Source organism: Paenibacillus sp. ACRRY, from assembly GCF_022346995.1.
GTDB lineage: Bacteria > Bacillota > Bacilli > Paenibacillales > Paenibacillaceae > Paenibacillus.
Genome location: NZ_JAKRNM010000010.1, coordinates 135,614 through 158,623, shown reverse-complemented (window position 1 = coordinate 158,623; position 23,010 = coordinate 135,614). Strand labels below are relative to the sequence as shown.

25 protein-coding genes and 1 rRNA gene are annotated in these 23,010 nt (G+C 46.4%); 9 read left to right on the top strand and 17 right to left on the bottom strand.

Going from position 1 to position 23,010, the window contains the following annotated elements; translation table 11 throughout:
• A 16S ribosomal RNA gene (locus MH144_RS25465) occupies positions 1 to 197 on the bottom strand; the annotation flags it as partial.
• 480 nt (positions 198 to 677) lie between these two features.
• Complete coding sequence (locus MH144_RS25460) at positions 678 to 1,154, bottom strand: hypothetical protein (RefSeq protein WP_239305098.1); 477 nt, start codon at positions 1,152 to 1,154, stop codon at positions 678 to 680.
• Positions 1,155 to 1,259: 105 nt separating this feature from the next.
• On the opposite strand from MH144_RS25460, the gene MH144_RS25455 reads away from it, so the two are divergent.
• A complete protein-coding gene (locus tag MH144_RS25455) occupies positions 1,260 to 1,583 on the top strand; it encodes a hypothetical protein (protein WP_239305097.1) in 324 nt (107 codons plus the stop codon).
• A 74-nt stretch (positions 1,584 to 1,657) separates the two neighbouring features.
• On the opposite strand, the gene MH144_RS25450 is transcribed toward MH144_RS25455, so the two are convergent.
• The 7 genes from MH144_RS25450 to MH144_RS25420 are packed head-to-tail and all read right to left on the bottom strand — an operon-like array spanning position 1,658 to position 6,718.
• Positions 1,658 to 2,269, bottom strand: coding sequence for an SMI1/KNR4 family protein (locus MH144_RS25450; RefSeq protein ID WP_343226118.1), 612 nt, complete (start codon positions 2,267 to 2,269; stop codon positions 1,658 to 1,660).
• Complete coding sequence (locus MH144_RS25445) at positions 2,266 to 2,706, bottom strand: hypothetical protein (RefSeq protein WP_343226117.1); 441 nt, start codon at positions 2,704 to 2,706, stop codon at positions 2,266 to 2,268. The genes MH144_RS25450 and MH144_RS25445 overlap by 4 nt, the downstream gene beginning before the upstream one ends.
• Before the next feature lie 48 nt (positions 2,707 to 2,754).
• Complete coding sequence (locus MH144_RS25440; RefSeq protein WP_239305095.1) at positions 2,755 to 4,056, bottom strand: hypothetical protein; 1,302 nt, start codon at positions 4,054 to 4,056, stop codon at positions 2,755 to 2,757.
• A gap of 21 nt (positions 4,057 to 4,077) precedes the next feature.
• On the bottom strand, positions 4,078 to 4,812 hold the full coding sequence (locus MH144_RS25435; protein ID WP_239305094.1) for an SMI1/KNR4 family protein: 735 nt from the start codon (positions 4,810 to 4,812) through the stop codon (positions 4,078 to 4,080).
• A 55-nt stretch (positions 4,813 to 4,867) separates the two neighbouring features.
• Entirely contained in the window at positions 4,868 to 5,425 is a 558-nt protein-coding gene (locus MH144_RS25430; RefSeq protein WP_239305093.1) for a hypothetical protein, read from the bottom strand.
• Positions 5,422 to 6,075 carry a hypothetical protein gene (locus MH144_RS25425; protein ID WP_239305092.1) on the bottom strand — a complete coding sequence of 218 codons (654 nt, stop codon included), beginning with the start codon at positions 6,073 to 6,075 and terminating at the stop codon, positions 5,422 to 5,424. The genes MH144_RS25430 and MH144_RS25425 overlap by 4 nt, the downstream gene beginning before the upstream one ends.
• A 34-nt stretch (positions 6,076 to 6,109) precedes the next feature.
• Positions 6,110 to 6,718 carry a hypothetical protein gene (locus MH144_RS25420; protein WP_239305091.1) on the bottom strand — a complete coding sequence of 203 codons (609 nt, stop codon included), beginning with the start codon at positions 6,716 to 6,718 and terminating at the stop codon, positions 6,110 to 6,112.
• 281 nt (positions 6,719 to 6,999) lie between these two features.
• Here MH144_RS25420 and MH144_RS25415 point away from each other — a divergent pair, with 281 nt between their 5' ends.
• The 3 genes from MH144_RS25415 to MH144_RS25405 all read left to right on the top strand — a co-directional run bounded on the left by MH144_RS25415 (position 7,000) and on the right by MH144_RS25405 (position 9,285).
• The gene (locus MH144_RS25415) at positions 7,000 to 7,989 is read left to right on the top strand and encodes a multicopper oxidase domain-containing protein (protein ID WP_239305090.1); all 990 of its coding nucleotides are present in this window, start codon (positions 7,000 to 7,002) and stop codon (positions 7,987 to 7,989) included.
• Between the two features lie 57 nt (positions 7,990 to 8,046).
• On the top strand, positions 8,047 to 8,730 hold the full coding sequence (locus tag MH144_RS25410; protein ID WP_239305089.1) for a Crp/Fnr family transcriptional regulator: 684 nt from the start codon (positions 8,047 to 8,049) through the stop codon (positions 8,728 to 8,730).
• A gap of 129 nt (positions 8,731 to 8,859) precedes the next feature.
• Entirely contained in the window at positions 8,860 to 9,285 is a 426-nt protein-coding gene (locus MH144_RS25405; protein WP_239305088.1) for a YlbF/YmcA family competence regulator, read from the top strand.
• 114 nt (positions 9,286 to 9,399) lie between these two features.
• Here MH144_RS25405 and MH144_RS25400 read toward each other — a convergent pair whose 3' ends face one another.
• Both MH144_RS25400 and MH144_RS25395 read right to left on the bottom strand, forming a co-directional pair.
• Positions 9,400 to 10,131 (bottom strand): ZIP family metal transporter, encoded by a 732-nt coding sequence (locus MH144_RS25400; protein ID WP_239305105.1) that lies wholly within the window; start codon positions 10,129 to 10,131, stop codon positions 9,400 to 9,402.
• A gap of 192 nt (positions 10,132 to 10,323) precedes the next feature.
• On the bottom strand, positions 10,324 to 11,046 hold the full coding sequence (locus MH144_RS25395; RefSeq protein ID WP_239305087.1) for a YwiC-like family protein: 723 nt from the start codon (positions 11,044 to 11,046) through the stop codon (positions 10,324 to 10,326).
• Between the two features lie 49 nt (positions 11,047 to 11,095).
• Between MH144_RS25395 and MH144_RS25390 the strand changes: the two genes are divergently transcribed.
• The 5 genes from MH144_RS25390 (at position 11,096) to MH144_RS25370 (ending at position 14,637) form a co-directional block, all read left to right on the top strand.
• Positions 11,096 to 11,797, top strand: a complete 702-nt coding sequence (locus MH144_RS25390) for a Crp/Fnr family transcriptional regulator (RefSeq protein WP_239305086.1) — start codon at positions 11,096 to 11,098, stop codon at positions 11,795 to 11,797.
• 389 nt (positions 11,798 to 12,186) lie between these two features.
• The gene (locus MH144_RS25385; protein ID WP_239305085.1) at positions 12,187 to 12,420 is read left to right on the top strand and encodes a DUF2249 domain-containing protein; all 234 of its coding nucleotides are present in this window, start codon (positions 12,187 to 12,189) and stop codon (positions 12,418 to 12,420) included.
• Between the two features lie 48 nt (positions 12,421 to 12,468).
• Positions 12,469 to 13,056, top strand: coding sequence for a DUF2249 domain-containing protein (locus MH144_RS25380; RefSeq protein WP_239305084.1), 588 nt, complete (start codon positions 12,469 to 12,471; stop codon positions 13,054 to 13,056).
• A gap of 14 nt (positions 13,057 to 13,070) precedes the next feature.
• A complete protein-coding gene (locus tag MH144_RS25375) occupies positions 13,071 to 14,303 on the top strand; it encodes a cbb3-type cytochrome c oxidase subunit I (protein ID WP_239305083.1) in 1,233 nt (410 codons plus the stop codon).
• Positions 14,304 to 14,328: 25 nt separating this feature from the next.
• Positions 14,329 to 14,637, top strand: a complete 309-nt coding sequence (locus MH144_RS25370; protein WP_239305082.1) for a metal-sulfur cluster assembly factor — start codon at positions 14,329 to 14,331, stop codon at positions 14,635 to 14,637.
• A gap of 152 nt (positions 14,638 to 14,789) precedes the next feature.
• Here the strand turns inward: MH144_RS25370 and MH144_RS31120 are convergent, their stop codons facing one another.
• The 6 genes from MH144_RS31120 to MH144_RS25345 all read right to left on the bottom strand — a co-directional run bounded on the left by MH144_RS31120 (position 14,790) and on the right by MH144_RS25345 (position 22,839).
• Positions 14,790 to 14,981 (bottom strand): hypothetical protein, encoded by a 192-nt coding sequence (locus tag MH144_RS31120; protein WP_481857395.1) that lies wholly within the window; start codon positions 14,979 to 14,981, stop codon positions 14,790 to 14,792.
• Positions 14,966 to 15,133, bottom strand: coding sequence for a hypothetical protein (locus MH144_RS25365; RefSeq protein WP_239305081.1), 168 nt, complete (start codon positions 15,131 to 15,133; stop codon positions 14,966 to 14,968). The genes MH144_RS31120 and MH144_RS25365 overlap by 16 nt, the downstream gene beginning before the upstream one ends.
• 102 nt (positions 15,134 to 15,235) lie before the next feature.
• Positions 15,236 to 16,261: a diacylglycerol kinase catalytic domain-containing protein gene (locus MH144_RS25360; RefSeq protein ID WP_239305080.1), complete on the bottom strand. Its 1,026-nt coding sequence runs from the start codon at positions 16,259 to 16,261 to the stop codon at positions 15,236 to 15,238.
• Entirely contained in the window at positions 16,258 to 17,298 is a 1,041-nt protein-coding gene (locus MH144_RS25355; RefSeq protein WP_239305079.1) for an SPFH domain-containing protein, read from the bottom strand. Before MH144_RS25355 ends, MH144_RS25360 begins: the two co-directional genes overlap by 4 nt.
• A 157-nt stretch (positions 17,299 to 17,455) precedes the next feature.
• A complete protein-coding gene (locus MH144_RS25350) occupies positions 17,456 to 21,787 on the bottom strand; it encodes a glycosyl hydrolase 53 family protein (RefSeq protein WP_239305078.1) in 4,332 nt (1,443 codons plus the stop codon).
• Positions 21,788 to 22,125: 338 nt separating this feature from the next.
• The gene (locus tag MH144_RS25345; RefSeq protein ID WP_239305077.1) at positions 22,126 to 22,839 is read right to left on the bottom strand and encodes a YceI family protein; all 714 of its coding nucleotides are present in this window, start codon (positions 22,837 to 22,839) and stop codon (positions 22,126 to 22,128) included.
• Between the last annotated feature and the right edge of the window lie 171 nt (positions 22,840 to 23,010).

The following is a 23,010-nucleotide window of genomic DNA, read 5'->3' as shown; positions in this document are numbered from 1 at the left end:
GGCGAAGAAAGCAAGTATTCGGTATTAGCTACCGTTTCCGGTAGTTGTCCCAAGCTTGAGGGCAGGTTGCCTACGTGTTACTCACCCGTCCGCCGCTAACCATCAGAGAAGCAAGCTTCTCTTCAAGTCCGCTCGACTTGCATGTATTAGGCATGCCGCCAGCGTTCGTCCTGAGCCAGGATCAAACTCTCCAACAAAGATGTTGCAGAGCAACATCGTCCTGCATGACAATCGGTCCAACTCGGCTGAGTGGATGAATGTCTTGCAGCCAGTATTGAAAAGAGCGATTAGCTCATTTTGAATCTGACGAGATTAAAAATCTCAATTGTGTTCCAGTTTTCATACAGCCAAATGGCATGTACCAAAAACCTTCACGTTCATCCTGCAAGCAGGATGATTACTCACTCGTTGTTCAGTTTTCAAAGATCAAACTTCGTTTCCGACTCTATCAAAGCCGGAATTAGAATATACCATATATCATTATATCTTGTAAAGTTTTTTCTCGAAATATTTTTCGAGAGTTTTCCGTGCCTTTTGCGGCCGGAAGAATAATATATCATTTTGTTAGCAAGCTCGCTAGTTGTAAATTAATCCAATAGTTAAAGTAAGTTGAACTGCAAAGTTTTGCACTTTTTTAAAATTCGAATCTGCAGTTGGCTGTAGTCTCTAGCTAACCATTAGGAAGGAAAACTTTCTAGAACAAACATCAACCCAGGAATACGTTTCATAAGATCTCTCGCTTCTTGTTCTGTAATCCGCATTCCACATCCATCTTCATGTGCTTCCGTAAACAAATAGTCGCTTCCGTTTTCTCTCAGAAAGCACAGGTCTTCTGGCAAAGAAGGATACAGCCAATCGAGGAAACCATCAGCCTCTTCCTTCAGGATCTGTCCAGAGGCTGGCGTGCATTCATATATGTAATAGATTCCTTCTGCGTAAAATGCTTTTGTCTTCATCATCATTTCTTCCGTGGTACAACGCTCAATCATATACGGCTTCAATCTCTGGAAAACTCTGGCGACTTCCATAGGAGTGTCCCCTCTGCCGTGTCTTCTGTCCACAAGGAAAAAGCGACTCGTCTTATCGATCAATTCGTCAATTAAATGTCTGTATGCATCGCCACTTGGAGCCGTATGAAAAGATATTATTCTCATGCCAATTCCCCTTATGTTCAATATCTTTGACTATTTCAACAGTGTCATGTGATTGCATTATGGCATAGGCTGATATCATCTATTCGATAACAGGAGGCTGATCACATGGCATACGGACCTGGTGCAACTTCATCTCCGTCCTCTGCGGGATATCCTTATCCATATTACCCACCAACTCCGCCACCCCCTTATCCCTATCCTTATCCGTACCCCTATCCATACCCGCCATTTTACCCGCTGCCCTTGCCCATTCCCTTTGGCGGTCCTTGGTGGCATGGCGGGTATCCGGGAGGCGGTTACCCAGGCGGACATCACGGACCATTCCCTGGGGGCGGCTATCCCGGTGGTCCACATGGCGGAGGTCCTGGTGGTCATCCAGGTGGAGGTCCCGGAGGTTTTCACGGTCATCGCTTTTTCCAGCAGGGATAACATTTGGAATCGTGCAGGAGCTGCTACAGGCAGTTCCTGCAATTTATGATTGATTTTACGATTTCACTAGTTATCTAGTACTCAATCTCATCCATAATCTCCAGATTACGATTGGAGTCTTTCAGCAGGTTAGTGAACGTGTCTGTAATATAATAAACAAAGTCCGGATCATGTACATAAATAATAATTTGGCCATAACTCCCTTGGTCTGCCGGGTCAAAGTCCAGCATCAAATACAAGGAACCCCCGGCCATCGTCGCAAAGGGAATCCACGGTTTATGAAATAAATAAGGCTTGATCTCGGGATCAAGTTTGCTGATCTCCTCTGCGGAATAATACTCACTTAGCTCCTCATCACGCTCACAGAAATATTGCTTGGTTTCTTGAATCTCATCAAGAGACATCATGTAAAACGGGGTACATTCCTCTCCCTCGGCATTGCCGGGATACAGGACATGAAATGCATAACCGCTTCCATCTTTAGATTTGTAGAATTCGCGAAAATCTTCGGGTAGCCGGACATCCATCTCGGTTTCAAAAGCCGCCAAACGATCCTCGGAAGCTCCACTTTTCTCTTGATACTCGTTGTATAGCTGCCTAATCTCTTCATCCTTCACTTTAACATCCAATAATTCATTCAAATGATTCATCAGTTCATGCATTCTTTCGTGCATATCCGATTTCACAAGCTTCTCCCCTTCTCACCTTTTTCTGCCTGTTCCCGCAAATATTCGTTATATCCACAGAACGCTTCTTCTTCGCCACCATCTTCGATCAGAATCATTACGGCGTAAGATAGCAGGTTCAGCCATTCTTCCATTAAGGCAATCTGTTCATTCGAAAGGAGTTTGTTCCTGCGCAGCATGCCATCAGGCAATATTGCCCATGCACGCCCCAAATGGATGATACTCCATAAACAGGACATCACTTCCCGGTTTAGTGCTGGTTGCTTAAGTTCTGGTGCCAACGTGCGAACAATTTCCATTAACTCGTGAAAGTTTCCTTCTATTAATTGCCCGCGAAAAGGGCGTAGGCTTCCCAGAAAGCCGGTCTCCATCTTGGGATGATCCAGATCGCCATGAACAAAGGCATGACATTTCAACAAAAGGACAGCTTCTTCCATCCTCAACAGGCGTTCCCCATTTCTGTTTGCTTGTTATACGCCCCTACTCTACCAACGTAAAGGTTGCTCTCCACGCCACACAACAAAGCGCTCTATTTCACGAAGTGATCCCGTTCCAATACTATAGTCATCCATCTGGTCAGCATACAGATCAATAATATGGACCATGCCTCCAAACGTACCTACTGCAAGTCTGGATTGATCAGGCGAGATCGCCAGTGAATAGATCGTGCTGCCGACAAAATGTCTCCAAACTTCCTGACCCTTTTTATCTATACATTTGAGGTAGCCATAAGCATCACCAAGAACCATGCCTTCAGGTATTTCTACCGAAGCATAGACACGAGCAATTCCATCCATTATCGGCCAATCTTCTCTGGATTCTTTGCCTTCCACTTCACTCAATTCCACCTGCATCGTAACTCCATTGTAAAAATGGCATGCATTAAACCAGACCTTCCGGCTATCTCTGGTAAATAACGCATGATGCGGATAGCTGGATTCCGGATAGAGCGAATACGTATGATGACGTTCACGATCCAGAAGCATATGGTCACTGACCTGACTGCCGAACGCAATCCATCGACCATCTTGTGATACCGCAGCGTGACCCATGGAAATTTGTGTATCCTCTAATTCATGCTCCTCCACCTCTGCAAGATCAGGATGAATTGAAGATACCTTGCCATGTTCCACCAGATAAATTCCGTAAGTGGACAAAATAATGAGTGCCTGACCTTCATTGAATGGAATAAGGCCTTCAAGTGTGCGCTCCGGGTATTCACAGTCTGCAAGAGATTCAATTCGAGGCAGGGCCTGATGAATCGCTGATTGAATATCTTCCCAACGGAACGTTGCCACTTCTTTTCCTTCCAGATGACGATCCGGATGTGTTATCACGCGAATCCCTTCACCGCCTGCCAGAGCATACTGTGCCCCATCCGGGGACTGACCTGCAAATTGATATTGCGGAAAAGAACGTACGTGTTCTGAATCTGCAGTATACACACATCCTTGATCCGTATGAAAACCACTGTTTAGTACCCATGTATGGTTATCCAGGTATCCGGCTATGCGCACGGCCTGCATGGAAGACTGGAATGTTTCACTGAAAGGCCATGTCGCTGCAGGCAATTCCGTGCGTAGTCGCTGCACATCATTCTGCTCATTGGCCTTCTTCACCATGTCCCATACTTCCACACTAAACTCTGCTCTTCCGTCGTCCGTCAGTTCCGTTTCATCCGGCTCTTCTCCTGCCATACTTCTGCGTACAAAATCATTTACACTCTGGGCATAACGCTTCCCTTCATTTCTCCACTTCTGTGCAATCTGTTCTTTTAACCAACCCATTCATGATTCCTCCACTCCGTCTCAATTCATGATTTTACAGCTATGTGTGAGCAAAAATTGTTCGATGTCATAATCCGTCGTACCCCGGCTCCCGTCCGTTTCCTCATAGAAAAGCGCAATTTCACTGCCGTATGCATAATTAAAACGCAGGTATCCACCGATGGAAGCCATAAACAGCTTACAGGTATATTCATTTTCAATCACAACATCCCACTTGAACTGCATTTGGCATAACTTGGACAAATCGTGCAGGGAGACCCTTTCCACATTATCTTGCAAGTGGTAAAAGATATGATGCCTCAGTTCATTCCATGGTTCATAATACCTTAGCGTGACTGGGGCATTTTGACGGTAGTATCCACAATAGATCTTATCCAGCATATCTCCAAATTCCGATTCGTTGTGTTTCCATAACGTAATCTGTTCATCGTGGCGAGGGAGCCATAATAGCCCGTCAATGTCAGGATGAATGGCCAGAAAATCACCATCCACAGAACTCCCTATGCTAATGCACTCTTTCAATTGATCTTGACTGACAGGCGTATCTTCGGTATGCATCCAAAAATCATACTCTGCAAAAGGCTTCAATACCTCCTGATCGGGCCTCTGGATATTCATCCACCCCGAATAAGTCCCCTCCCCATACTGTTCTAGCCACTGGCGATAGGATGCAGGCAATGATACGGAATACTGCTGCTCAAAATGTCCAAGCTCTTCCGCTGATACCGGTTTAAGCGTATGACTTACCACGTACATGAACGACATCTCCTATCTTCAGATCAGATCCCTGTCTTGTAATTCTAATGAACAATCAGGCAAGCTCCTCCTGAACAATTTCCGTTGCTATGCCTTTACGATTCACGATACGAATGGAGAATGCATCATATCCATCCCGTTTAACCTGGTCAAAATCCATACGTTCGCCCGTGATCAATTCGTAGGTTCCTTCTTCATCCACATCTTCTCCAAATTCCTCATCCCAAGGAACGTTATAAAAGGCGGACAAGTGAACTTCAAATGTATCTTCTCCTTCAACGTCCAGATAAGGACGCAGCGACCTTTTGCTCAGCTCTTCCTCAGGATAAGTTTCACACAGCATTGCATCATAGCCATGTTTGGCAGCATCAATAAGCAGGTAACGCTCTCCAGTCACCGTGTGCTCAGCGTATACGATTAACGGTGTCGAATCCTGCCAGGTTATCAGATCATCTTCCATCAAGTCACCATAATAAAAGATATGGAACTTGTCATGACCGTCGCTCGTCTGCAGCTTGCCTTTCCACTCGACTTCCTGGTTCTCGCCATCCGTTACTTTCTTAATAATTCCTTCCAGATATACAGGTCCATTATGTACGCCAAACAAATTCATAATCTCGCCTCCGCTTTATTCATTCGTATCCATACGATTTTCTGTTCTTCATCCACTGTCAGGTTAACATCCACATTCAGCTTATCGCGAAATAGGGCTGTAATGTTCAAGTATGGGTCACGTACTGGTTCACTACCTCCATTATGGGAACGGGTCATCCCTTGGTGAATAATGGATTGTACCAGATTCCCATCGCCTTTGCCCGTAGATTCATAAGTATAAATCTCCTGTCCTTCTTTATTGAGAAAATGAAGGAAGGTGGTGTAATCCTTGGCATTGGAATATTCCATTTCCGATTTCACATACGTGGTTTCAAGGCTATGGTAGTCCACCTTCCCTGCCAAATAGGGATTCTCATTGTCGGGTGAAATGTCATACTCCTGATAAGCCAATTGAAAAAGGTAGTTAATATCGCTCATATCTACCCGGTAATACAACTGGCGATGATCTCCGCTCTTATCCATGGCAGCGAAACTGTTGATCAGCGGCCATGCATCATACGGTTTTCCATCCACATCGATCGCGAGCGCATAGTCTGATAAAACTTTTTCTTTTTGGAACACACCGAACGCCTGCAAAATAAAAAAGGCCGGGATCATCAGGATCCCTAAAATAATAGCCAACGTAAGCAGCTTGCCGCGCAATTTCATTACTTTCCTCCTTCAAACATGTACAGCATCAGCCTTAGCCCGTCTTGTGCTGAAGCTTGGTGAGCGTACGCACCATTTGATCCCTGTTTTTTGCTTCCTTCATATATACAGGTAGATAGTGTGATGCCGTTTTGAACGGCACATTTCCACGTCGTACCCGCAGATCAGCGGAAACATACGAAATCAGATAACTTAAATGCGCCCGATTAACAGCCCATACCAACTTGCCTCGAACATGGTCCAGGAAATATAACTCCATCCCAAAAACGGGGTCTCTCCCGTCCCGGGTGTCCATAATATATCTTCTGCAAACTGGCTTACTGTGCAGCTCAGCTAAATTGACTGCACCGCAGTAGGGACAATGAATGTGCGTTGATTTATGTGAAACTTTTTTCTCGTCTGCCACTTCAACATTGAACCAGCGTTCGCAGAGAGCACAGTTACCCTTGGCATGATATTGATACACTTGTTTCTCCACCCCATGCGCATAACATGCCGAGCATTTCCACGTTATTTCATCCTGACGTTCTTCAATATACGCATGACCACCGCAGGCTTGGCATGTAACATCCACACGCTCACCTCGGCGGAGTACCCAATAAAAATTATATTTATAGGCTCCTTCGTCCACAAATCGCTTCATTATTATATCGACTCCTTTCTTGACTGAAATTAATTCGGCTTTCATCAGCATGGCAGTACACAGAAATTTCAACCCTCAATATTTCCCATACAGCGCTACCTAAAATTATAAGTAACTCCATCGCGTAGTACAAGAAACGTGTCAATGTCTGCGGAAATTTTGAATATCGAGCCTTTGGGGAATGTGTCTCACGTCACACCTGTCCCCACTGAACTGTCGTACACTAGATATGGCTGCAGCAAGGTTTGTGAATGATATCACTTGAATAAGGTTGTGTTCCCATGTTCTCCTGGATGAGTCTCATCAAATTGTCTTTCGCATTGGCATTAAGTACGGCCGTCCTATCCCATTGCAATGCTGCAGAAAAAGATAAACCGGATCATCACGACACTGCTCCTGTGGAGTCAATCAGTCATCAACCTGTTGACCCCATCATCCGTAGAGAAGGCACAAACGTGTACATCGAGATGACAGCCCAAGTGACCGATATCGAGATCTCCGCAGGTGTCGTCTACAATGCCTGGACTTTTAACGGCACTGTACCTGGACCCGTTCTGCGCGTAATCGAGGGTGACACACTGATTTTCACTTTGAAAAATAAGGATTCTGCCTTGCCACATTCCATGGATTTCCATGCCGTACACGCTTCACCAAGCAGCAAATTCGTTGACGTTATGCCAGGTGAGGAGGGTACGTTCACTTATAACACATCGTCGCCCGGAGTCTTCATGTATCATTGCGGAACCAGTCCGGTACTTGCCCATATTGCAAACGGTATGTATGGCATGATTATTGTTGAACCGAAGGCAGGCTACCCTACTGACGGACAGATTGATCGGGAATATACACTCGTACAAAGTGAATGGTACAAAGAGCATAGCTACGATGCTTTTATGAATGATGAGCCGGATTATGTTGTCTTTAATGGCAACGACTATGGTCTGGTCAACTCCCCCTTGCTCGCTAAAACGGGTGATACGGTTCGAATATATGTCAGCAATGCAGGGCCGAACGAAGTTTCGTCCTTCCATGTGGTAGGGACCATTATGGACCGGGTTTACACGGATGGAAATCCCCGCAATATCCAATATGGATTACAGACCGTTATGCTTCCTGCGAGCGGAGGGGCAGTCGTTGAGTTTACCGTAACGGAAGAGGGAAATTATCCCATTGTAACCCATCAGTTTAACCATGTATCCAAGGGTGCTTCAGCTGTTTTGCGAGTTACCTCTGATGGCAAGGATCACGGTGGTACAGCGATGCAGCATTAAGTCCGTCTCCGTGCTTACACAATAAAAAATTTGAACCCTGCGAGGTGAATTTTGATCATGCTATGTAGTTCTCAGGGCAAGACTCCCTGCCATGTCAAAGTCCCCCTTTTTCAACACCTTGGACCTGAAGCATCATCCCTGCTCGTTTCCCTGCTGCAATCGCAGGTCTTTCATAAAGGGGAAATGGTCGTGAAGGAAGGAGAAGGTTCAGCTAAGTTATACATGGTTCATCAGGGAAGTGTGAAATTATCCAAATACACCGAGAACGGCAAGGAGCATATTGTCCGTTTCCTGTTTCCTGGTGATTTCTTCGGGCATGACGCTCTGTTACATCAAAAACCGTATGGATTTCATGCAGAAGCATTGGAAACATCAACTTTATGCACTCTTCATAGGCAGGATTTTGACCAATTGATAGAACATGATCCGAAGCTTTCTTATCATTTTCTTCTAGCTGTTTCCGCTCTTCTTGAACAATCTGAAGAATGGAATACTGCCCTCAGTTCCATGAACCCTGAACAACGAATCGCTAAGCTATTATTGAATTTTCATGTGCGAAATATAGAGACAGATGGAATCAAGCTTCCTGTTTTCAAAAAGGATATGGCACTTCTGGTAGGCATTACGCCCGAAACCTTGAGCCGCAAACTGGCCATTATGCAGTCAGAAGGTCTGCTTCAGGTAGCTGGCAATGTCATTCACCTTCTTCAACTGGAAGAGCTTCAGCAACGAATCCAATAACTCCGTATAGAGAATCCTGACAGGAAACGTTACATATCTCACATAAGATGTGAGTATCGTCACAGTGCACTATGGGGATCAGGTATACAGTGATACGTAAGAGAAACCACTCTACAGGAGGTTAACAAGATGAGTACAATCGTAAAAATGGACAAACAGGCGATCATGCTTAAAATGGAGGAATTATGCTCCGTGTTATTACAGGATGAAGGTTACCGTGAGATGCGGGAGATGATTGATCAATTTGCCGCAGATGAGCAGGCTACAGCGCAATATGAGCAGTTTATGGAGAAGCATCAGGCTCTGGAGGAAAAAGAACGTCAAAATATTGAATTGCTGACATCTGAAATGCAGGTGTACGAACAAGAAGAACACGCCCTCTACAATCATCCGCTTATTCGCAGATTCATGTATGCACAGCGTGAATTTAGCCAGATGCATCAGCAGATCAGCCAGTATTTCACCAAGTCCGTTGAGTTAAACCGACTGCCCAAACCGGGCGAAGTATATAAGGAAGCATGTGGTTGTGGAGGGAACTGTTCAAGCAATCACTAGTCAATGGTCACTGGGGAACAATGTATATGCATTGGTAAGCAAAAGAGTATCCTTACCTCAAAATTACTTGAGCGGATACTCTTTTTTTGCTATGTTGCTTTTTTCGCGGAGATCTTACAGATCAAGCAGTAAGGATACAAGAAGCCCCATGGAAGCAATGAAACCTACGACAGGACCACCTTCCTCAAAAGCTTCAGGCATCATGGTAGAACAGATCATGGCTATAATACCACCGCCTGCAAATGCCCCAATGGCCGCAGCCATCTCATCCGGAAGCTGTTTGAGAAAAAGATATCCGCACAAGGCTGCAAGTGCAGAAATCAATAGTACACCAAGCCACATCCATATGATTCTGGACTTGGTGTAATGATTGCCTCGCAAACCCACCGTGCTGGACAAACCCTCCGGGATGTTGCTGACGAATATGGAAACGATGAGAACCACACTCACGCCCTTTCCGGCCAGCAAGCTAGCACCAAGCATGATGGATTCAGGAATGGCATCCATCACTGTCCCTGCAAAAATGCCGAGCCCGCTTTGGCTGCTGCCTCCTGGTTTCGAATGTGCTGAACGTTTACGTCCGGCACCGCCCTTACTGGAAATAAGCAGGTCGAACAAGGTGTACACTACAGCACCCGCCGTAAACCCTATGGCTGTCGGGACAATTCCGCCATCATTCAATGCATCTCCAATCAGCTCAAATGAAGCTGCCCCAATTAATGTCCCGGTACCGAAGGCCATAATCCAGCCAATCACTCGTTTGGGAATCTTGAGAAACAGTGCAGCAAGTGCACCAATAATTACTGCTGAAGCGGAGATGCCTCCCCACATGAATGCAGTCCACATTCGGGTCATCCCCTCTCATGTCTATATCACATCTATCCTTTCATTAACCTGGCTTGCTACCGCAAAAACATCGGGTAGCACTGCTGCAAGATACAACATATCTTGTCTGATCGTCTGTATTCCTCATCACATCCCATGCGATCTATGTCACTCGTTCATTTCTAATATCGCGTTATGATAAAATGATGCTGACTAAAAGAGAATAAACCACATCAGGAATTGCACGGCTCCAGCAATCTCAATCATACCCACTTTCATCGGACGCAAAGTGCGACCAGCATATACAAATGCTCGCACAGTTGAATAGATATACGCTAAGCTCATCCATGGATATCCGGCGATGACGGGAATGATGAGCAGGATGATATGCAGCAGACGGGTCATTGTTACCCAGCGTTTGTTGTTTCGCTCCCGGAAGACTGATTTCACAAAGAACGTACTTCCTGTAAAATGTAAAAAGGAAAACAACAGCACGATCGCCATCCGGTAATCCCATACTCCCGATCCAATGAGATATGCTGCTGCACCTCCAAGCGAGAACATCAACATCGCGCATAGATCATTCGTGAGCGAACGCTCAGCCTTGTGTCTGACATGCCAGATATTAACGAGCAATAATAGGACAAGAACCGGGGCAAATGCCAGTATGGAAGGATGCCCGATTAACGGGGGTACCAGACATACCACTGCAGCCATTCCATATATCACTGCCCATGTGTACAGACGGCGATGATCCGCTTTTCTTTTAAGAGATTGCAGCAAGGGGTAAGCCGCCAGGTATAGTCCAAGCCACGCCATGAATAGTGGCAGATGCAGCCACTGTGGTCCGCTGGCCATTACGCCTGCCGCAAAAGGTACACTTACCATGGCCCAACCGCCATGTTCATGAGGTATAACAATTTTATGTACTGTCACTTCACCATGGACCTCCTAATTGATATGGATATAGAAAGGAAGAATCATAATGCGCAGGGAAAACAAAGATACAGCAGCAGAGTTTCTTCAACAGTTCCCCATTTTTCAGGATCTAAGTCCTGAGGAATTGAAGCAGGTTGAGGATATCGCCATTTCCAGAAGCATTCATAAAAAAACGGTTGTTTTTGCCGAAGGCAGCGAAAAGGAAGCTGTATTCTTTATCCGAACCGGCATCGTAAAAGCATATAAAACGGATGAGAACGGGCACGAGCAGATCGTTTCCTTCCTGAAAACGGGAGATATGTTCCCACATACGGGGTTCTTTAATACCCATCCTTATCCCGCTACAGCAGAAGCCATTACTCCAGCTGAACTGATTGCCATTCCGGTCAGATTGTTTGAACGTCTTATGCTAAATACGCCATCCATTGCGATCAAAATAATGCGGGTACTCGGCGATAAGATCCGCGAACTGCAGGATAAACTGCAAGTGCTCTCCGGCCAGGATGTCCGGAACCGCGTGCTGTCCTTCCTGCTGATGTTGGCAGAGCAGCACGGTCAGCCTTCCGGTCACAAAATCATTATCAACCTGCCCATGACGCACCAGGAATTCGCCAATTCCATTGGCACGACCAGGGAGACCGCCAATCGTTTGTTGAATCAGCTCACCAAGGAAAATCTGCTCGAAGTCGATCGGAGACAGATTATCATCCATGATCTGCAAGCTTTGAAGCATCAACGCGACACTTGAGCGATATTACGGAAGCTACCCTTCGTAGACCAAGTCTTAAATTGAAGATAGAAGGAACATAGAATGCTAACAGCTGATTACGAATGAGAAGACCTTAACACGAGTAGCATGTTGTTAAGGTCTTTTTGTTGTATCAACCTTGTCATCTTGTCGCTAAATATAAGGATGTCTTTGTAACGTAACTGTGCAAAATATCACAATGAGTGAAACATAATGCACATGACCTATTTCTAAAACTCCCGCAATCCGGGTTCCAGGTAGGAATCCGTAAAAAATGAGGCAAGATTATGACAAAACAAAATGTGTGAGCACGCTCACACAGGGAACCGTACATATTTTTTATACTCAGTTTGCAACATCACACTAAACCGATCCAGGAGGAACAACCTATGAACACATATGCAGCAACAATTAACGCAACCGAGTATCCATCGCATCTGAAACATAAAATCATCTTCGAGACGTTTGAACAATTGCCGCAAAATGAGGCCATGCTGCTTATCAATGACCATGATCCGGTGCCTTTGCGCTTCCAATTTCAGTCCACTCATCCAGACAGTTTCACCTGGGAATATATCGAACAGGGTCCGTCTGTCTTCCAGGTCAAAATCAGTAAATTGTAAACTGGTGGACCAAACAGAGCACGAACTTACAGAATGGATGTGAGCCATATGTCTTCAACGGATAACCGAATTATTGAACTCGATGTCCGGCCGCATTTAAGCAAAAAACTTGAGCCGTTCCAACTCATCATGAACACCGTCAAGGGGCTGGACCCCATGGATGTGTTTGTGCTCCACGCGCCTTTCAAGCCGACACCCCTGCTCGGCATACTAAAAATGAGAGGCTATTCCCATTCATCGGAACGAGTCAATGCTGAGCACTGGCGTACCACGTTCGTTCACCGGAAAAATAAAACGTGGTCCAAGGAAGGTACGTTTCATACTGCAAAAGACCTGAACCAGGAAGAAACTCCTACGGGCTGCACCGGAGAGCCTGACTCAACTGAATTTATTTACAGCTCTGATGAGACGCCCCTGTCCCCAACCATCACATTGGATAACCGGGGATTGGAGCCGCCACAGCCAATGATGAGAACCCTCGCCGCACTGAAGCGCTGTGAGCCTGGGCAGATGGTTCTCATTCATAATGACCGTGTTCCTGTCTTTTTGATGGAAGAACTGAATAATCTCGGATGCTCTTACACCGTAGAGGATCAGGCGGATGGTACAGCCAAGCTTAGAATTGTAAAAGGATAAAGGAGGGAAGCGCCATGTCCAGGCTGCCATTTTGGTTTATCGTTACAGGCATCCTCGGATTTATCGCGTACCATGCGTTTTCCCTTCTGTCCCTGACAGGCTGGCTTGGTGACGAGTTACGAGGGCCGGAAGGATGGTTCCATGCCCATCTGTTTGTCTTGGGATGGGCGACCATGCTGGCCATGGGGGCTGTATATCAACTGATTCATGTGATTTTGCAATCGGATATTTACAGTACGAGGCTCGGTTACATCCATTACGTGATGTTTAGCATTGGCGTCACTGGCATGCTGTATGGATTCATTCAGGCAGATGTACGCTGGCTTGCAGGTTTTGCTACCTGTGCCCTGATTGGAATTCTGTTGTTCGGATGGAATATGGGGGTCACGTTATTTCGAGCATCGCAATGGAATCCGATTACGGTAAGTACGGCTTGTGCTTGTCTTTATTTGGTTCTTACCGGTCTGACGGGTATGTTGATGGGCTTGAATTTTGCATTCGGCCAATGGAACGGGCTGCATGAACGAATATTCGGGGCTCATATCTGGATGGGGACGATCGGCTGGTTCGGCATGTTAATTACAGGATTCAGCTACAAAATGCTGCCCATGTTCTATCTTTCGCATCATTATCCCGTTCGGCTTCAAAAGATAGTCCTGTTGTTGTGGAATGCAGCTGTCATTACAGGCGTTGTGGCATTTCTAGCTGATATGAAACGAGGCTTGCTCTGGCTCGCACTCCTGCTGCTAACAACAGGTATGCTTGTGTACGTCTACCATTTGGAACAAATACAGGAGAAACGTCACAAAAACAATCCCGGCCCAGGCATACGCTGGTCAGTCTATGTAAGCCGTGCACTGGCAGCATTAATGGTCGCTCTGTTAATCTATGCATCACAAGGACCTGAACTGCTGCTTCATCCGCGGGTAGTCCTTCTGGCAGGCTGGGTCTATCTTGGTGGATGGGTCTCATTAACCATTCTGGGTTATGCTTCGAAGATTGTCCCCTTCTTATGGTGGACACACAAATATGGCAAGCAAGCCGGAAAACCAGGAACACCTCTTATGGCTGGTATGTTAAATCAGCGTCATGTGAGCTGGGGTTTGATTGCCATGGCTACTTCCAGCCTTCTACTTGTCAGTGGGGTATTGATCAATCTGGCAGAGGTGATGATGGTCGGTGGTACTCTTTTATCGATTTTCTCCATGGCTTATATCTTCATGATCGCAAGGGTGTTCCAACATTAAGAAACAGAAATGGAGCGTGGAACATATGGAACAGACGCAACAGATCAATCCACTGTTTGAGTATCTTAAGGAAGTATACGACCCGGAGCTAGGCGTTAACATTGTTGACCTTGGGCTCGTATATGAAGTGCAGGAGGAGCCGGAACGAGTCTCGGTCCGCATGACCTTGACCACACCAGGCTGCCCGCTGCATGATACGATCCTCGGTGCTGTGAAATGGGTACTGCTGGAGCATACAGACCATAAAGATGTAGATGTACAGTTGGTATGGGAACCTCAGTGGTCTCCCGATATGATGTCGAATGAAGCCAAGGAAATGCTCGGATATTTTTAAATGGGTAATCCAACTGGCTCCTGATAAACATATCGACACGATAAAAAACGTACTACAACTCTGCATTCAAGAGAGTGTAGTACGTTTTTTTGCTTGGTATGCGTTTTGATAATTTTTATGGAAATCTACAGTTTGAGTGACTCCGAACCATTTTATATGTCACGGGCGTACGATTCATCAGGCACTTTGTTTAATACAACAAACAACCGGGCTTCATGGTTTCCCGTGTTATGGAAAGCAAATGTGTCTTCTCCACTACAGCAGATTACATCTTCCTTTTGTACTTTCTGTTCGACTCCATCCAATATAATTGTTCCTTCTCCTTCAATCATAAGAACCAGCACATCCGATCCAAGATGTTTATGGACAGGGAGTTGTTGTCCTGGCAGGAAATGCAGCGCAAACGTGACCCCACACCATTATGCTGAAACAGAATGCGTTTGGTAAAACGCTCGGTCTGAAAGTCTTTGACGGTTTGCAAAGAAATCTTGCTCATGATGATTCCTCCTTCTGTAATCTTGAGATGAATTCATCATAGAACAGCAAAGCGGGATTTTCCTTGATTGAGATCAAGAAACCCCGAAGTGGAAATAATCAATCAGACGACGAGACGTCCCCGCTTCTCTGCAAGACCAATGGTAGCTTCCACTCCGGAATTGAATTCGAGAAAGTCCTGTTCCACCCCATCGCTAAATATGACCCCCTCCTCGGGCATTTGTGATACGATCCGCAGAGGCTGTTTCGGGTGAACCTGACCAAACACCAGGTTAACTGCTGTTGTCCGGCTCGGGAACGGTTCACGAACTGTAAAGTACAAATAGGGTGCATCCCACCCAAAGTTTTCCATTTGATGTCCTTGGCTAACGGGGCGTTCCGCGTTAACATCATCATTGATGTGCATATGCTTCCAAGCTTCGGACCCCACAATGCCGGCTGCTCCAGCCATCACACTCTTAAACCATCCTGTCGATCCGAGTCCTGTGGAAACAATAATACCGCTCGATGACTGCTGTTCTACCGAGGAACCCAAACGGACTTCATACCGGGCTGAGACATGGGTCTTCCGTCCGATGAACAAATCATTAACCCCGTACAGAAACTGTCCATCATTAAGTTCCACTTTTGCCAAAGTCACTTCTTTCAAGGAACGCTGCTTGCGCATGACATCTGGGATTATCATCTTCAGATCCTCCACCGTAAAAGGAAGGAGTACTCCATCCCATCGCATGGGATCGGGATTCACACCGATGAGCGGCTGTTCTGTCACATATTTGAGCGTATTCGCCACCAGTCCATCCTGCCCTACAACCACAACAATGTCCTGTTCTCCGAATATAAAATTAGGCACATGTTCCCGGTCTATGGTCTGCACCCGGCCAAGCTGACCCAGCTGAAGCTGGGCCTGCTGCACAGAATGTCGATAACGCCGATCCTCCTCAATATAATCGCTGAAATCGGCACCAAGACGTTCAATGTAAAACTGGGCCTGCTGCACCGTGTTATAACGCACCACCAGTTCTTCTAATCTTGTTCTGCGTTTGACCAGAATCAGCTTGGCATCACCAAGGTGGGTTTGGTCAACATGTTGAGAACGTGAAGATTTACTTGCGTGTCTCCGTCTCATCGTGCATGGCCTCCCTTCTCTCTTCCTGGTGTCGACATTAATCCTTGCAGCAGATCAGGCGAAATGTTGAGCTGACCAATTTTTCCCGCATTCTCCGCCAATTCCTGAAATGCCAGCGCGATCAGTTTATCCGAGTTCATTCCCATATTGGCCATTGCTTGAAGTACATTCGGTTCAACATCCTGCAAAGATCTCATAACGGCAGCAATTTCATAGGCTTTCGCATCTGCTTCGGCATTTTGGTTGGCAATGGTCAATTCAATGAGCTGCTGTTTCCGTTCCTCCATGGCCGTATTGAATTGAAGCTGCTCCTGCTCCATTTCATTTTCTTTTTGTTTGACCGAACGCTCCGCCTGTAATTGTGTCTCCCTGATCTGCTGCTTTTTCGTTTCCACAGCTATTTCCGTATTGAGCTCGTTCTCCTTCACTCGTCTCTCCTGCTCAATGGAGGCATTGCGGCGCACATATAATGCCTCATCCGCCTGACGTAAAATCTCTTCCCGTGCCTGTGCCTCAAGCGCCCGCATCGTTTCCTTATTGGGCAGAATGGCCAGAATGGATAGGCTCATCAGCTCAACACCCAGTTTCTCAAGCTCCTCACTTTGCACGACTTCACGTTTCATGCTGCTTGCAAGCCGTTCGCTGGATTGAATGGCCTCTTTCAATGGCATCCGCTCCAAGTGCTTCTTGGTTAATACTTTGGCCGTTGTAATCACACGTTGATCAAGCTTGCCAGGATCATCAGAGATATATTTGTTTTTGCGTAAGTTGTACGTGTAATTCAAGCTTTGCGTTATTTTCAGGTAGTCCACGATGCGATAGCTCAATTGGCCCTGAACCGTCACCGTTTGATAGTCCGCCGTAATTTCTTCGAACATAAAAGGAACATCCACAGACGATACGGGTAGTACAACAACCGACGTTGTTGGCTCGTAGTAATAAAAGGACAATCCTACACCCTCACGCTGCACCTTGCCATTTTTAATTTTCATTACATATTCACTGGGTTGAAACTTCACGAATCGGAATCCAAACATCGCTCATTCCCCATTTCTCAATATTGTCATTATGATATTATCGAAATGATAACAAATGAAATCGATAATGTCAATATGACATTAATGATTTCCGAAAAAATAGACCCGTCTCTTGGCCGTAGCATCAAGACAGGTCTGTATTTCATTGCTTACTATTTCAATATAGTAGTTCCAGCATTCTGGCGACGACAACAGCACCTTGTGCACGGTTAGCCGTCTGTTTCGGAGCGAAGTTTCCATCGCCCATGCCCTTCAATAATCCTAACCGCTGCATGGATGACACGGCTTGCTTCGCATAACTTGCGATCTCTTCGTTATCCCTGAACTCTGCACCTGTGGATACATCCAAACCAGACGTTTCATCCTGCTTCACAGCTTGCATGACACGTTGCAGTATGACCGCCATTTCTTCACGGGTAACCCGTTCATGCACTCCAAAAGATCCGTCAGGGCGTCCCTGAATAATATTCATCTGCAAACCAAGACGAATCGAATCCGTATACCATTGTCCTTCGGATACATCACTTAGCAAATATCCGGTTGTGTTCGGAGCTTGAGAGTTACCAATTACCTGCATAACCATATGCAAGAACTGGGCTCTGGTCAGATCACCCAGTGGATCGAATCGGTTCTCCGCCATCCCGGAGACAATTCCTTTACCATACAAACTCTTCACTTCATTCTCTGCCCATGCATGTGCTTGTATATCCGAGAGAGGCACATGCACCTCTACTATAACGAATGGACCGGATTGAAGCGGCTTGAACGTCATGACCTGTGCAGACTCATCATATGCGGAATACATGACTGTTTTCATCTGACTATCTGGCACTAAGGATTGCACTACGAGAACTGTATCCTCTGCCTCCGGTTTATCTATACCCGAAAATACAATCTCAATGCCTCGATCCGTCCAAGGCAAAACTTCACCATCCACCAACAGTTTGACGTCGATCATGGAATGATTAGCGATCGCTGCTTTTTGCTGTTCGGATAGATTCGTAGTGGAGCCCTTCGATATCATCACATCCAGTGTTTTGGCAGTCGCAGCATCGATATCCAGAAGTGATTTCATCGGTATGCGTACCGAAGTCTGGTCCACTTTCAGCTCCAGTGACTGTACCGCCTGCGTCTCAACCCATGCTGCGAGTGAACTCACAGGCAATTGGAACGTGACAGTTTGGTATGGCTCAGCGATGTCCGCAATCAAACGCAGCTGTTGGCTACCTGCTTCCCTCTCTTTAACCAATTGAAGCAGCTGCTGTTCGTTCAGTTGAACAGAATACTGATCTTTCCCGGTCAAAACCCCTTTGAATTGGTTGGAACCTACTTCTATCTGATGTTCTGTTTCAGGTGCAGGTACATTCACCGCTGGACTTCCCGGTGAGGATGGTTGTGACGGTTGGGCTGGTTGCGATGGTCCAGGGGTTAACTCCTGCCGGACCAACTGACGCATGGCCTCTTTTAATGCAGTGTCAGCTTGACGGATATTCTCAACTGAGGCTTCGATATCATCCATCGATTCCTTGGCAGCAGCCAGCGCCTCCGCCAACTTGCCCCAGCTCGCAGCTGTATATTGGCTCTGCTGAAGCTTCGAAGCTGAATCCACGGTTACCTGGAGATCAGACTTGTCCGCAGGGAACGTTCCATATGCCTCAAAATCCAAAAATCCTACCCATGTCGAACCGGCCGTAATAGTAACTCGAATGTAACGTGCCTGAGTGTTTTCCGGCAGTATGTGTCTTGGACTGGTGGATACAACGACATCACTTGTGGTATCCACCACCGTAACATAATTTTCATTGTCTTCAGAGACTTCGATTCTGTATTTGATGCCTCCACTCCACATGGACATTTCTAACTTACGGATATTGGCAACCGCACCGAGATCCACTTGCCACCAGCTGCCTATACTTTGATCCGTTCCCCATGAAGTGTTCGGGTTGCTGTCTATCGCTCCATCGGGTGAATTGTTCTGTCCACCGCCCGTTCCTGCACTTGAAGAAGCTGTTGCTGTCTTGCCTGTTGTCAAGGCTTCCAGCAGTACGAGGTCATGCCCGGCTTGTTGAAGCTTTTCCAATGCTTGATTGACTTCAGACTGGATAGCATCGGGTTTGTCTCTTACCACAATGGCTGCCTGTAGTGCCGTCTGCAGAAGGCTCCAGCTTCGGTAAGTATAGGATGATTCACTCTGCTGCTGAGTCTCTTCGATCAGCTGTACCAGCAGAGTCTTGTCTACATCGGACAATCCCTGAATGGCTTTCTCCAAACTTATCACTGCCTGATCCACTTCGGTCTGGGTTCCTCTAGGGTCAGCAAGTACTTGTTTAGCCTTGGCGAGTGCTTTACTAAAAACGGTCCATGTTGCGGCAGACCAATCTGCTTCATGATATGATTCTGCTTCTGCAATTTTGCCTTCAAGCGTCTTCTGATCAGCTGGGATAACTTCAAGCTGCTGCATAACGGCTTCGAGTGCTGCTGCAGCCTCATCGGTCTCCTGTTGTGTCAGGCCCCCTGGAGTATAGGCTTTGTGATACACTTCTTCCGCTGACTGAATGGCCGGTGCCAGGGTTATCCAGCTAGACGGCGTATAATCAGAAGCCACCATTTCACTCCCATGTTTAATGGCTGCCCATAATTGCTGGCGGTCTGCTGGCAGGGAATCCATCCCTCGCTTGTACACATTCAATGATTCCAAGGCACGACCTTCGAACGAGTAGCCGCCATTGGCAGGATATTCATCATAGTCGAACATGGCATGGTTCTCCCATGCATCTCCCTCTGAAGCAATCCAACCCACGTTGGCGGCAATCCATGCGGGCTCCCAGTAGAAAAAACCCGCTCCGCGGCCATCAGGAACTTCTGCAATCATATCCATAATGCCGGCAATGGCATCATGCTGACCTTGCACCGTAGCCGGGAACGTTGCGCCTCCCACATGCAGCGCCTCTGGACTTCCAATAATGTTACCGTGGGCATCTCCATTTTTGTAGGAAAACGGATATGAAGTCTCGGCAATGATCACTTCTTTTTTATATTTGTTAGAGACTGTATTCATCGTCTGCCGTACGTCTGCGAAGGTTCCATGCCAGAACGGATAGTAGGATAGACCAATAATGTCATACTTCAGTCCGCGCTTCTCCACTTCTCCAAAGTACCAATCAAACAGCTCCGGTTTGCCGCCTTCCGCCAGATGAATCATGATCTGAACCTGATCTCCGCCATCGACAGCGCGCACCCCATCTATGCCACTCTTCAGCAAGGCAACATTCTCATCAAAATTCACATTGCTGTTCAGGCCATTCAGAACACCGCTGTTAATTTCGTTCCCGATCTGAACCATGTCCGGCATGGCACCAGATGATTTCATCTCAGCTACGACCTCAGAAGTATAATCGAATACTGCTTGTTTCAATTCTTCAAAGGACAAGCCCTCCCATGCCTTTGGCCGAAGCTGCTGACCTGGGTGAGCCCACTCATCGGAATAATGGAAATCAAGCAGGATCTTCATTCCCTTTTCCTTGACACGTTTGGCCAGTCGGATTACATCTGCTTCATCATTATATCCACCCGACTTCTGTGGATCATTCCACAGTCGGAGACGAACATAATTCACACCACGGTCTTTTAAAATGTCGAGCAGATCCCTTTCCGTCCCATTACTGTCCAGATATTTACCACCATTATCTTCAATTGCCGTTAAGGTTGAGATGTCTACCCCACGTACAAAATCATTCCGGTATCCCCCAACCTGAATATCAGCCACAGGTTGGGTAGACGCTCCATAAACATCACCCGTAACAGTGAAGCTTCCAGCAGAAGAATACTGGATCGGATCTATCGCGTTCCATGACACGGGAACATCTGCCGTCTTTCCATTTGGATAATGAGCCTGCACTTCAGCAGGCATTACGGGTGCAACACCTGTTAAGGTGGAAATAGTAATTGGGGAATACGATGTAATGAGTTCTGGCGTAAGTCCCTCTTCTTGCCCCCAAACTTTCAGTTCTGCAATGCCTGGCCACCAATCCGGTCCAGCATAATATGGAATTGTTACCTTCACATACCTCACGTCATTAGCCTGAAAACTCACCTTTGCGATGTCTTCTGCTATTTCGTTCGCTTGTTGATCCGCAGCCGTTGTCCATAGAGTGCCATCTGCTGACACTTCAACATGGTACTTTACCACCTGCCCTTTATCTTTCCATGTCACTTCAGCTCCCGATACCTGATACGCTCCTCCCAGATCGACCATTAACCAATGAGGCTGACCCGCTTCATTCCTGCTGTCTGCACTCCATTTGGTATCGGTGTTGCCGTCCACGGCATTTTCCTTGTTTCCATTGTATTGCAGATCCTCTGCACTCACGGTAACCTGTTTATTCAATGCAACGTTTACCCCTGCTGCCCCAGCCGGGCGTACCCAGAAGCCAAACTCACAGAACAGCATGAGTAAAACCAGGCAGCCGCTTATGTATTTCTTGTTCACTCTTCATCTCCCCTTTTTTCGATCCAACTGAAGATAATTGAATCAATGATGAAATATATATTATTGTAAGCGCTTCACAACGATCCGGAACACGGTATTTTCCAAAGGAAACAGCAGTTATTTCAAACAGTTTAAGGTCCTAGCTTTTAGCTGAACCATTAAGTCTGTCCGCACCTCCTATGTTAAAACTACGCCTAAACGCAAAAAAACCTGCCCCTTTGCCTACGGCATCTGGGACAGGTTTAGCTATTTATATTATTCCATCCGATGGGACCTGTTCAACAGTGATCCTAATTTGAATCAGGCTCTGTGCCTGATCCTTTTCATGGACAAATTGCTTATTTATCAAGCTTCAGTTCCAGTTGGACCTGAATATCATTTTCCGTGGATAACACAACAGAGTGAGGATTCTCCATACCGAAGTCTTCGAAAGTTACCGTCGTCGTGGCAGACAGCAATACCTGACCATTTTCATATGCGGCCTTTGCATCAAAAGTGACCTCTTTTTCGATGCCTTTAACCGTAAGGGTACCGTTCATTTTAAAATCCACTGTTTGTCCTGCAGTCCATTCCGCTGGCAAGCCTTCAAAGGAAGTTGCCGTAAATGTCGCTTGCGGATGTGTGCTAACATCGAAGAAATCAGCTTCTTTCACGTGACCATCCCGCTGACCGTTACCCGAATCAATTCCGCTCATCTCAATCTGGCCTTCCGCTTTCATCTGGGAAGCATCGTCCACATTAATCGCCCAGGTTCCACTTACCTGCTCGTCCACAAAATTGACGGTCTCCTGTGATGTCGTTACCGAGAAATACACCTTCGAGCCTTCGCTAATGGTCCAATCCCCGTTTAATTGCTCTGCGCTGGCTGCTTCGTTTGCAACCGCCGTACCTGTGCCTGCATCCGTTGTGGATGCTGCGGTGCTTGCCGGAAGCACCTGCTCGATATCCACGTTGTTACCCATATAACTGTTAGCGAAATAGTAACCTCCGCCCCCAAGAATTGCGATTGCAGCGACGCCGCTTATCACCCATGTTTTTGTCTTTTTGTTCATCTCTATCTCCTCCAATTGGTCATTGTATATGTTGGTTGTTGCAAGAATCTTATCAACCCAATGTGTCAGGATGACGTCAAAAAGGATGAAAGCCTCATTTTTTTCTGAAAACATTTGCCTAATTGGCTTTAAGCCCCGGCTCATGTAAAATCAGTACACAAGCTTATGTCG